12 protein-coding genes are annotated in these 11,593 nt (G+C 46.3%); 3 read left to right on the top strand and 9 right to left on the bottom strand.

What is annotated here, in order from left to right:
* The 3 genes from ACJ751_RS22150 to ACJ751_RS22140 form a co-directional block, all read right to left on the bottom strand.
* On the bottom strand, positions 1-274 hold a 274-nt coding region (locus ACJ751_RS22150; RefSeq protein ID WP_407747712.1), incomplete at its 3' end, for an RDD family protein.
* Positions 275-282: 8 nt separating this feature from the next.
* Entirely contained in the window at positions 283-645 is a 363-nt protein-coding gene (locus ACJ751_RS22145; RefSeq protein WP_407747711.1) for a hypothetical protein, read from the bottom strand.
* Positions 646-652: 7 nt separating this feature from the next.
* Complete coding sequence (locus ACJ751_RS22140) at positions 653-3,100, bottom strand: penicillin acylase family protein (RefSeq protein ID WP_407747710.1); 2,448 nt, start codon at positions 3,098-3,100, stop codon at positions 653-655.
* 556 nt (positions 3,101-3,656) lie between these two features.
* Here ACJ751_RS22140 and ACJ751_RS22135 point away from each other — a divergent pair.
* On the top strand, positions 3,657-4,142 hold the full coding sequence (locus ACJ751_RS22135; RefSeq protein ID WP_407747709.1) for a cupin domain-containing protein: 486 nt from the start codon (positions 3,657-3,659) through the stop codon (positions 4,140-4,142).
* Positions 4,143-4,203: 61 nt separating this feature from the next.
* Here ACJ751_RS22135 and ACJ751_RS22130 read toward each other — a convergent pair whose 3' ends face one another.
* A complete protein-coding gene (locus ACJ751_RS22130; RefSeq protein ID WP_407747708.1) occupies positions 4,204-5,304 on the bottom strand; it encodes an aminotransferase class I/II-fold pyridoxal phosphate-dependent enzyme in 1,101 nt (366 codons plus the stop codon).
* A 127-nt stretch (positions 5,305-5,431) separates the two neighbouring features.
* On the opposite strand from ACJ751_RS22130, the gene ACJ751_RS22125 reads away from it, so the two are divergent.
* Entirely contained in the window at positions 5,432-6,040 is a 609-nt protein-coding gene (locus ACJ751_RS22125) for a tRNA-(ms[2]io[6]A)-hydroxylase (RefSeq protein WP_407747707.1), read from the top strand.
* 49 nt (positions 6,041-6,089) lie between these two features.
* Here the strand turns inward: ACJ751_RS22125 and ACJ751_RS22120 are convergent, their stop codons facing one another.
* The gene (locus ACJ751_RS22120; protein ID WP_407747706.1) at positions 6,090-6,782 is read right to left on the bottom strand and encodes a uracil-DNA glycosylase family protein; all 693 of its coding nucleotides are present in this window, start codon (positions 6,780-6,782) and stop codon (positions 6,090-6,092) included.
* Between the two features lie 52 nt (positions 6,783-6,834).
* Here ACJ751_RS22120 and ACJ751_RS22115 point away from each other — a divergent pair, with 52 nt between their 5' ends.
* Complete coding sequence (locus ACJ751_RS22115) at positions 6,835-8,187, top strand: Gfo/Idh/MocA family protein (protein ID WP_407747705.1); 1,353 nt, start codon at positions 6,835-6,837, stop codon at positions 8,185-8,187.
* Positions 8,188-8,219: 32 nt separating this feature from the next.
* On the opposite strand, the gene ACJ751_RS22110 is transcribed toward ACJ751_RS22115, so the two are convergent.
* The 4 genes from ACJ751_RS22110 to ACJ751_RS22095 all read right to left on the bottom strand — a co-directional run bounded on the left by ACJ751_RS22110 (position 8,220) and on the right by ACJ751_RS22095 (position 11,527).
* Entirely contained in the window at positions 8,220-9,224 is a 1,005-nt protein-coding gene (locus ACJ751_RS22110) for a GSCFA domain-containing protein (protein ID WP_407747704.1), read from the bottom strand.
* Between the two features lie 25 nt (positions 9,225-9,249).
* Positions 9,250-10,122 carry a hydroxymethylglutaryl-CoA lyase gene (locus tag ACJ751_RS22105; RefSeq protein ID WP_407747703.1) on the bottom strand — a complete coding sequence of 291 codons (873 nt, stop codon included), beginning with the start codon at positions 10,120-10,122 and terminating at the stop codon, positions 9,250-9,252.
* A gap of 84 nt (positions 10,123-10,206) precedes the next feature.
* Entirely contained in the window at positions 10,207-10,983 is a 777-nt protein-coding gene (gene rlmB, locus ACJ751_RS22100) for a 23S rRNA (guanosine(2251)-2'-O)-methyltransferase RlmB (RefSeq protein WP_407747702.1), read from the bottom strand.
* A complete protein-coding gene (locus ACJ751_RS22095) occupies positions 10,967-11,527 on the bottom strand; it encodes an NUDIX domain-containing protein (protein ID WP_407747701.1) in 561 nt (186 codons plus the stop codon). The genes rlmB and ACJ751_RS22095 overlap by 17 nt, the downstream gene beginning before the upstream one ends.
* Positions 11,528-11,593 lie beyond the last annotated feature (66 nt).

The following is an 11,593-nucleotide window of genomic DNA, read 5'->3' as shown; positions in this document are numbered from 1 at the left end:
TCCCGAAGATGGCCTTCCCAATAGTTTGCCCTTTATTAAAGGTTTCATATGCTGGCAGTATCACAAACCAGGGTATAGCAACGATGGAAATAGCATATATCCAGGTAAACAGCTCTCTATCTATTCCAAAGCTTTTTATTGTGTGGTGGTGGTTAAAATAAACAATACCCCTTACTATTAACGTGTAAATAAGGTAATCAATAAAGCAGGCCAGCCAACGCGAAAATTTCGATGCCAGCCGGGGCGATTCATAATCAAGTAGAATATCTTCCATAAACACAGTTAATACTTCTCCCGGCTATCGATATACCTACGCAGAAAACTTCCCGACAAAGCAGCCAGGCCGCCAATAATGGCGCCCACCACGGCGGTTATCAGTATCAGCAAGCCAGAGGAACCGCCCAATGGGAACAAGCTGGCCATGCGGGTTGATAGAATGCTGTCGTTTTGTGCGTCTATCCAAAAGGCCAGCAGGCCCCAGCATATTAAAATGCTTACAAAGCCTGTTAACCAGGCCATACCTGGTTTTTGATTTATTAAAGCGGCTACGCCAAACGACACCAGCGCCACACTCCAGAATGGTAAATATAACCCAGCCGCAAAACTTGCAATGATTGTTAATAATACAGAAACCCCGAATTTCATTGGTGCTTTAATTAAAGTTCATAGTGAAAAGGATCCTTTTGTCTTTCGCTTCCCCCGCGTCCATCACCCACAATTTGTCGTACTTCCCTTCAGACCATTTATCGATAAAACTATCATAGTACTTACTTCCGGGGTTACCGCTTTGTCCGCCCGGATAAATGCCCCAGGCCTCAGTTTTATCAGTCAACTCAACGATCATGCGCCAACTGGGCCCATGAAATTGTTTGGTGGCATTGATCATATTGGCGCCGCCGCCAGTCATTAAATGAAAACGGCTCAGGGGCGCCAGCCGCAGTAAATGCCTGATGCCTGTATCTTTATATTTACCCCAGTTCAGGTTGGCTTTTTGATCGGCCATAGATACAACCGGTACTGCTTTTTTAAAGGCTGCGGTTATCACATCCTGGATCGATTCTACCTGGTTGGTTTTAATGTTATCGGCAAATTTAAAGTTCGACATGGTAAGACAATGCACCAGGGTAGCTTCCATGGGCATTTTTACCGGTTTACTGGCTACGTCCAGGTCGTCGTTCCATACTTCCGCCTCCAGGTTATCGAACCACAGTTCAAAAATAGCCGGTGCTTTTTCAACAGCATCGCCGCGTAAATTCCAGCCGCGTAAAATATCGAGGTATTTTTTTTCTTCAATACTTAATGTACTTTCATCTACATTGCTCATCAACAGGGGCAAAGCAGTTTCTGCAAACACATTGAAATTATCGGTCTGCATTTTCTTCATATCATCGATGGTGATATCGCTCAATTGTCGCAGGTACCGGTTTATGGCAATTCCCCGGTAAATAGTATACTCACATCCCAGGTAATAGGGATAAGCAGAATCTGCCGGCGTTTGGTTAGCGCTGCTTACAAAACCGCGGGCCGGGTTCTCAATGTGCGGGTTCTCCTGCTGTTCAATAGTTCCCTGCCACAAATAAGAAGAATCAACACCGGGCATAATGAAATCGCCCTGGCGCCGCCATTTGGCCGGAAACTCGCCCTGTTGCCAGATGGCGATGTCGCCGCTTTTGTCGGCAAACACAAAGTTCTGACCGGGGCAACGAAAATTCTTAATCGCCTCGTGATAATCCCCAATATTCTTCATGCGGTTGAGCTGGTAAAAAGTTTTCAGCTCGTTGGATCCCTCGTGCGCTTTCCATTTTACTGCAAAGCTGTTATTGGGTGTGGTGCGGCTATTGCCGGTAAAAGAGTTATCATATTGCACGGGACCGAAAATGGTATAGGCAACCGTATCATAAAAGGGCTGCGCGCCTTTTATTGTAAAGGTATCGATGTGCAGTTCGCTGTTCACCCAACTGCCATTGAACAGGTATTGTTCCCTGGTTTCGTCCTTGAATTTGATGTTATAATAGTCCTTCACATCGCGGCCGGCATTGGTAACGCCCCAGCTGCAGCTATCGTTAAAACCAATGACAATTGTCGGTGATCCGGGAAAACTAACTCCGTATACGTTGTGTTGCGGCGTATGCAATTGCATTTCGAACCAAAGGGATGGCAGGTTCAGATCAAGGTGCGGGTCGTTACATAAAATGGGACGACCGCTTTTTGTTTTGGTTCCACTTACTGCCCAGTTATTACTCCCATTGTCTTTATCGGGTTTGTCAACAGGCGATACATCGATGCCGGCAAACGTGTTCCATTTAAAGTACACGCTGTCTGAGGTAACAGGCATAACGGGACGAACAGCAGGCGGTGCAAATGCCTCGCCTTTTGGGATAACAGGGTCCAGCGAATCGGGAAAGGCTGGGTACAGGATCTCAAAATCTTCGCGGCTCAATACATTGCGCACATTGGTTAATTCAAAATCATTTTCCGCCCCGGTAAGGCTGAAGCTCATATATTTCAGGAAGAGCGCTGTTTTAAAATTGTTCCAGTGTTCGGGTACATAATTCAGCAACCGGTATTCAAGCGGCAATTCATTTTCTGATAACTGGTCTATGTAGGCATTCACACCCAATGTGTAGGCATCGAGTATGCTTTTGGTAGTGAGGTCGGCCTCCATACTATCGAGGGAATGTTGTGCGCCAAATTTCATTCCCACCCGGCGCATATTGCGGTCGTAGTTCAAATAGGCATTATTAGGACCGGCCCCCAGTACTTCAGACAAACGGCCGGCTGCTGCATGGGTTTGAAACTCCATTTGCCAAAGGCGGTATTTTGCATGCAGATATCCCTGAACGAAATACAGGTCCTCATCGTTCTGCGCAAATACATGCGGTACCATTCTGTCATCGAAATACACCTGTACCTTGTCTTTCAGCTGCGGAAAATTAAGATCGAGGTTGGGATGAGCATCAACGGGTTCTGCATTCTGCCAAAACCCGGTTTGCGGGCTCAGGAAACTGCCCAGCGGCGGAATGCTGCCTATAGGCTTGCTTAACGTAACTATTAAACCTATAGTAACAACTACGGTAATAATAAATGGAATAATGCGCATATAGCTAATTCACATCGGGGGTTAGAAGGAATTTTTTAAAAGTAATGTATTTTTTTTAATTGCCTGTTAACGCGTCTGTTTCTGCAAGAAGCTATTAGCACCCCTTCCCATTGATAAATTCGCTTATGAATGCGTGAAAACTACCACAAAGTTGTATTGTGAGGAACCGGGCGAATGCTGACATTTGTAATGGGATCTAAAGCAATACATGCTTTAAAAAAATGAAATGAGATGGAAGCCCGGAACTATCAATGGAAAAAGAGAGCGTTGGCTTTGTTATTTGCCGGGCTGATATTAGTAGCATTATTTGTATAGCAATTATACTTTCAAGTTGTTCGCAGTTCAGTAGTCATCAGCAATCGTTTAGTTCATCAACCTTAGAGGTTACAGTCCGTGGTACCGAATCCCGTCGCAAGGCGGGATTCTTTTTTTTATCTACTTCCGCCCGATAGTCCCGCACCAGGGCCGCACACCATAAAGCAAGATGTAATTCCCGAAATTGTAGTAACTTACCTATCAGTTCTTTTATTTATTCGTCACCTAAACATTGTTTGCTATGAATAAGACAGCCCTTTACGCCATGGCAATGCTACTGGTTCCATGGCTGTCCTGTACCAATCACCCGGTACAGAACCTTGCAAATCCCCCAATGACGGGGACAGGTGAACACGCCAAAATGATACTCCCACCCGTGAAAGACACTTTGCTGGCCAGCGGCAGAAAGAACATTTATCTTGCCGGACTACGCACCAAACCTGGATTTTTTACAGAACGCTACATTTTCCCGCCCGGTTATAAAGGCATGCCGCATGTACATAATTCCGATCTGTATATAACTATAATAAGCGGCGTTGCCCATATTGTTCAGGAGAAGATATTCGATACAACCGCTCCTTCCGTGGCTTATGGTCCCGGCAGTTTTGTTGTGATCAAGGCCGACCAGCCGCACTTTGAATGGTTTAACCAGGAATGTACGATGCAGGTATCCGGAATTGGACCTAATGAAACTTATTATTTACCAGAGGAGAAGATGAAGAAATGAGTTCAAAGTATTAAGTTCAAAGTTTAAAGAGAGTAAACTTTCAACTTTGAACGTTAAACTATCAACTCAATAACTTAATAACTTCTTCAACCTGTTGCCCGGTATTAAACGCATGTAATACAATACGCAATCGTTCCTTACCTGAAGGAACCGTAGGATACAATATGGCCCGAACATCGAGTCCGGCTGTTTGTAATGCACCGGCCACCTTTTTCACGGCATCATTGCCGGGAATAATAACTATTTGTATGGGTGTATCGGATACCAGCTTTTCCCAGGGCATAGCTGCCTGTTGAAACGTACTGATCAATTGTTGCAGATGGGCCCGTTCTTCATTCATATCCGGGAATAACTCATATGCACACCGGATAGCAGCCACACTCGCTTCGGGCAGGGACGTGCTGTAGATAAACGACCGGCAAAAGTTTATCAGGTAATTACGCAATTGCTCACTGCCCAGCACAATGGCGCCATGGCAACCCACCGCTTTACCAAATGTATGAACACGGGCAAAGCAGGCTGTCTGCAGGTTAAGCTGCTGTACCAACCCCTCCCCTTTTTCGCCTACTACCCCGGTAGCATGCGCTTCATCTACGATCAGGTGAGCGCCATATTGTTGGCACAGATCGCTGATGGCGGTTAAGGGGGCCATATCACCATCCATGGAAAACACAGATTCCGTTACCACGAAGATGGTACCGGTGGCGGCCTGTAATCTTTTCTCCAGATCGTCCAGGTCGTTATGTTTGAAAGAAAAAGACTGCGCAAAACTCAACCGGATGCCATCACGCAGGGACGCATGGCTTAAATAATCATAAATGATGGTATCGCCACGCTGGGGCACACAACTCAATAAACCCAGGTTGGCATCGTAGCCTGAATTGAAGATCAGACCGGCTTCGGCATCATGAAAAGCGGCCAGCATTTTTTCGGTTTCTTCTACCAACGCATAATTACCAGCCAACAGGCGGGAACCGGTTGAACCATGCCGGTAAACCGGATGGGCAACAGCGTCCAGTTGTTTTTCAATAAGCTGGTTGCGTACAATACCCAGGTAATCGTTCGAACAAAGATCTGTTTTACCCTCGGGCAACAGCAGCCGGCGGAAAGCATTCTGCTCCTGCCGCTCATTGAGCTTTTTTAGTAGGAAATTGTCGTTCATAATTTATATGCCGGTGTTACCGGTTCAAGTTTGACTCCGCCAAAGCTAAGACGGGCGAATCCCGCCTTCGCCAAGGCTTTGGCGGGCGAAGCAAATATCGTACTTACGTGTTAACTTTGGGCACTTTATGAGCACCACCAACGAAACAAAGAATATATTAGGCCTGCACCTGCCCACCGACCCACGCTGGGTGAACCTGGCCGAACTATCACTGGAATACATTCTCACCGACCATGCCTATTGCGAGCAAAAAGCAGCTACCAGTTGCATTTCGCTGATCCAGCGATACAGCGAATTGGAAAAACTGGTGACCGATCTTGCGCCTATTGTTACCGAAGAATGGGGGCACTTCCGCCTGGTGCTGGCAGAACTGCAAAAACGCAACCTGAAACTGGGGAAACAACGTAAGGATGAATATGTAAACCAGCTGCAGGTATTTCAAAAAAAAGACGGAAGCCCCGAACAACGTCTGCTCGATAAACTATTGATTTTCGCCCTCATCGAGGCCCGTAGTTGCGAACGCTTTAAACGCCTGAGCGAAGGGCTCGATGATGAATACCTGCGTAACTTCTACCGCCGTTTTATGGAAAGCGAAGCCGGCCATTATCATTTATTCATTGAGCTGGCAGAAACTTATGTAGATAAACCTACGGTTCGTAAACGGTGGCAGGAGTGGTTAGTCTACGAAGCGGATTTGATGCAGAAATTGGAAGTACGCGGTGATAGGATGCATTAATTAATACAGTTGATCAGTTGACGAGTTAACGTGTTAACAAGTTAACTTGTCAACCTTTCAACTTCTCCACATATACCTTTACATAATCCTCAACCTTTTTCCTACGATATTGCATTACCCACCTCGGATGCGGCAGTGGAATGATCTCTTTAAAGAACTGGTGCCTGGCATTTATCTTTTGAAAGATCTTGTAATTGGTGCCTTCACCTAAACAATAACATACATCCCGGGTAGTGGCAATAGTTTCTAATTGCTCCCGGATACACTGTAAAATAAAAGGCTCGCTGTCTTTGAGCAACTCCTTGTCGTCGTAATAATTCAGGTTAACGCCGTTCTTTGTAAAACCCAGCGGTGATAACGCCGTAATATAAAAATCGTAGTAAAAAGCTTCAGGCCCGCCATAGGCATCTATCACCGCATACACAAACAGTGACGACAATTCCGCCTTTTTGGGCAAGTCACTATCTATACCACATATGTCTTTTAAACGAATAGGGTCGGTAAAAGGAACGCCTGTAACCCCGGCGCCAAACCGACCGGGATTGATACCGAAGATGAATGTACGCGGGTGCTGATCGTTGTAATATTTATGGTAGAACGTTTCCGCCAATTGCCGGGCCACCGCATCGGAAAAAGGGTTCATGATCCCGATCCCAGCCCCCAATTTGAGCTGAGGCGACAGGTTTTTATAAAAATTAAGGATAGCATACGATTGCGTAAGTTTTTGAGTGGCGGTCTTCATGTTCGCTTATTTGGTATTTTGGCAGCACCAAACTTCATGTAAAATTAAGGCTATGAACCGAAGAACATTTGTCAAAAATACCGGACTGGCCGCAGCCGGTTTCGCCATTTTACCAGCTGCACAGGCGTTTACTGCCCCCGACCCTGTTGTTAAATTAGGGATCATTGGCGTTGGCATGCGTGGGCAGGCGCACCTTGGCAATGCGCTTCGGCGTAAGGATGTAAACATAGTGGCCATTTGTGATATCGATGACCGGATGCTCGAAATGGCCAATAGCATTATTCAAAAATCAGGCAAACCCATGCCAAAGGTTTTTAAGGGTGATGTCAATGCCTGGAAGAAACTGCTGGAATTAAAAGAGCTCGACGGCGTTATTATTGCCACTCCCTGGGAATGGCATGCGCCCATGATCATCGGCAGCCTGGAAGCCGGGATTAAATATGTTGGAACCGAAGTAATACTGGGCATCACCATGCAGGACCATTGGGATGTGGTGAAAGCAGCCGAACACCACAATGCCCAGGTGATGATGCTGGAAAATGTTTGCTACCGGCGCGATGTTATGGCTGTCCTTAATATGGTTCGGCAGGGCTTGTTTGGCGAACTCATTCACCTGCAGGGCGGCTATCAGCACGACCTGCGTAATGTTAAATTCAATAACGGTCAACAACCTTATGGCGGCGGGGTGGAGTTTGGCGAGAAAGGGTTTTCTGAAGCCCGCTGGCGTACTGAACACTCTGTTCATCGCAATGGTGATCTATATCCTACACATGGCATTGGCCCCGTAGCTGAAATGATCAACATAAACCGCGGCAACCGGTTTGTATCGCTCTCTTCGTTTGCCACCAAAACGCGCGGACTGCACGAATACATTGTAAAGAATGGGGGCGAACAACACCCCAATGCAAAAGTTCAATTCAAGCTGGGTGATATTGTTACCACCACTATCAGTTGCGCCAACGGTGAAACCATTTTGTTACAACACGATACCAATCTTCCGCGTCCTTATTCGCTGGGCTTCCGGGTGCAGGGAACGCGCGGCATCTGGATGGATGTGAATCACTCCCTGTATATTGAAGGCCTGAGCAAAACCAATGATGCCTGGGAAGATGCCAACAGCTGGCTCGAGCAATACGATCATCCGTTGTGGAAGAAATATGGATCTTCGGCAGAAGGCGCTGGTCATGGGGGCATGGATTTCTTTGTGCTGCATGCGTTTGTTGAATCTATAAAACGCAAAACCGCCACGCCGCTTGATGTGTATGATGCAGCCGCCTGGAGCGCCATTACGCCCCTGAGCGAAAAAAGTATTGAGCTGGGTAATCAAACGGTGGAATTTCCGGATTTTACCAGTGGGCAGTGGATGTACCGGCGGAATACGTTTGCTTTAAATGATGAATATTGATGAGGTGGGTCACTCTTACAGAGTGGCTCACCTTATTGTAAAAAGTACCTAATATCTTCGTCTAAATTCAAAAACGGATATTTTCTTTGCAGCTCCTGCGCTTTCTCGAGGTGTGCTTTTAAAAACTTCTTATGCGCTTCGGTAGATGGCTGAAAAGGTTTGTGTTTGCGGGCTATTACGATCTTCTTTATTTCTTCCGCCAGTTGTTGCGCTTTTTCATCAACAAAATGCCGCATGAATTTGTCCAGCACAAATGAGGTAGCCTGGTAATTCGGATGCACCATATCGATGTCGTAAAAACGATAATCGCGTAATACATCAATCACCAGCTCGTATGCCGGGAAATAATACAGCTTATCGAATTTATTAACGAGGTGATGCACCACTTCAATCAACCTTGCCTTGCTGCGGTTATTGTCAATAACCCCATCCCGGATGTGACGCACGGGGCTCACCGTAAAGATCACTTTAATGTTGGGGTTGAACTGGAACAACTGGTGCAGACAGTTGTCGAGCATGGTAGTGGTTTCCTCGATCGTAAGCAGGTGTTTATTAAACCAGCTTGCGGGAGTGCGATGGTTGTTGGCCACTCCTCCACGAACAGCGCCCCGCCTGAAAGAAACCGGCACCTGCTCCGTTAACCGGTACGAGAAAGAAGTGCCCAGCGTTACAATAAGCCAGTTGGCCGTTTTCAAAAAATCATGCGCTTCCTGTTGCGAAGCATTGATGCCTCGCAGGCAGTCCTGCAGGTCGGTTTTAGAAAACCGGCTATGGTGTTGCCAGCTTTGCCATACTTCGTTATAGTAAAAAAGTTCTTCGGTTTGATATTGCTTGTTCTGAATGTAAGAAACCAGGCTGCTCACAACACTGGCAGGATCAAACAAAATGCCATTGGGATTTTGCAGCACATTGAATTTAAGTTCATCGAGCTTATCGCCAATATGCTCGGTAAAACACGAACCCATTAATAGGATGTTATCCTGGTAGTTGATGGGATTCGATAAAGTGGAGATCTGAATCGGTATCGTTAGGTCCATAATCACATTTCCCTAAAAGTGATTTTCATAAGGTAAATATATCGTTAGCTAAGGTAAGACTTTTACCCAGGGCCGTTTTATTTAAAGCGGGCATTTTCTCATATTGTTCTAAATATGATATGAGCCATTCTGTATCGATGTTGCCCACCAGGTCATCATTGGCCATGGGGCAGCCACCAATGCCTTTTAAAGCCCCATCGAACCGCCTGCAGCCGGCCTGCCAGGCTGCTTCTATTTTGGCCTGCCGGTTATCTATGCCGCTATGCAGGTGCACCCCTATTTCGTGTTGAGGCAGCTTGTTAATCACGTAACTGGTGATGTCCGTCACCTGTTCGGGTGTGGCTAGGCCAACCGTATCGGCCAGTGAAATAATGTTCACACCCAGGCCGGCGATCCGGTTCACCCAGTCGAAAACGATCTCCGGGGAGTATGGGTCGCCATAAGGATTGCCAAACCCCATGGAGATATAAATAACCAGCTGCTTGTTGGTTTGCTCACAAATGCGTTGGATCTCCTTCACCCTTTCCAGCGATTGTTCAATGCTGCTGTTCGTGTTTCGCTGTTGAAAGGTTTCGCTTACCGAAAAAGGAAAACCCAGGTAGCTGATCTCCCCGTAATCAGCCGCTTCTTCTGCGCCCCGGACGTTGGCAATGATCGCTAATAATTTAGTGGTTGTTTTAACCGGGTTGCTCCTCAACCCTTTCAATACATCAGCCGTATCGGCCAGTTGTGGAATGGCCTTTGAGGAAACAAAACTGCCAAAATCAAGGGTATGAAACCCTACCTGTAGCAAGGCCTGCAGGTATTCGATCTTTTTTTCCGTAGGAATAAAAGTCTTCCAACCCTGCATGGCGTCTCTCGGACACTCAATTAAGTTAATAGGTTGCTTAGTACTCAATGTGAATGATTTCGTTTTACAGGTTCAGTTTCAGGATTCAGGTTACAAGGTTTTCCCTGTAACCTGAAACTTGTAACAGTATTTTTATTGACTATTGCTCATCCTCGACTTCATTGCTTCATACAACACAATTCCCGTGGCTACCGACACATTCAACGATTCAAAATTTCCGGTCATGGGGATCTTTATCTTTTCATCGCATATTTTCATCAGGGCGGGAAAAACGCCATTCTCTTCATTCCCCATAACAATACAACAAGGTTCGGTATACTCTACTTCAAACAGCATTTTAGTGGCTGTCATTTCAGTGGCAAAAACCTTTATCCCGTTCAGGTGCAGGGTATCTACCGCCTTCATTAAACTGTTCACCCGGCAAATATTGATCTTTTCCAGGGCGCCGGCCGATGATTTCATGGCTTCTTCATTTAACGCGCCTACCCCTTTATCCGGGATAATGATGGCCTGGGCGCCACAACAAACGGCGCTACGGGCAATGGCGCCAATATTACGTACATCGGTAATGCCATCCAGGATCACAAACAAAGGCGTTTCACCATTGCCCAACACATGGTCAATCACCTGTTGCAGGTCCATATACTGAACCAAACCCGCAATGGCAATGGTGCCCTGATGATTGGCTTTGGTAAAAGATTGCAGTTTTTCGGGGGGTACCTGTTGAATAGGGATGTTCTGTTCGCGGGCCAGTTGCCTGATGGTGCCAATGGCATCCCCGCTCACATTACGCTGAAACAATATTTTATCAATGGGACGGCCCGCCTGAATAGCTTCAATGATCGGCTGCCGGCCAATGATCAGTTGTGCTTTATTTATACCTGGTCTTTTTTTATGAAATCCTTCCATCTGCCAACATCAGTTTTACTTTTAAAATAGCTGCTACCGACATGGCGTCGGTGATCTCGCCGCGTTCCACCATTTGATAGGCTTCTTCAAATGGCAGTTTCTTTACCTGCAATTGTTCTGTTTCTTCGGGACTGGCCATTTGCTGGCTCAGTTTACGGGCCAGGTAAATAACCGCATATTCGTCGGTAACAGAATTGCTCAAATGCAATTCCACTACTTTGGTCCATTCTTCCGCTACCAGACCGGTCTCTTCCAGCAATTCCCGTTTGGCCGATTCTACTGGATCAACCCCAAATTTACCCCCACCTTCCGGGATCTCCCAGCTATACTGGTCAACAGTAAAGCGATACTGCCCCACCAGGTAGGTATTCAACTCCTCATCGAGCGGCAGGGCGCCGGTGGCAATACTCTTAAAGAACACTTTGCCATAAATGCCTTTTCCACCCGATGGATTGAGTACATCGTATTCACTGAGTTTTATCCAGGGATTTTCGTAGACCTTCTTTTCCGCTAAAACTTTCCAGGGATTGCTATGTTCATTCATGGGTCGAAAATAAAGCATCTGGTACAAATAACAGCAATGCCATCCCTTTGAAGCGAGATGGCATTA

Origin of the sequence: Niastella sp. (assembly GCF_045805085.1) — a bacterium.
Taxonomy (GTDB): Bacteria; Bacteroidota; Bacteroidia; order Chitinophagales; family Chitinophagaceae; genus Niastella.
Note: the sequence above shows the minus strand (reverse complement) of the source record. Positions and strands in the feature narration are given on the sequence as shown.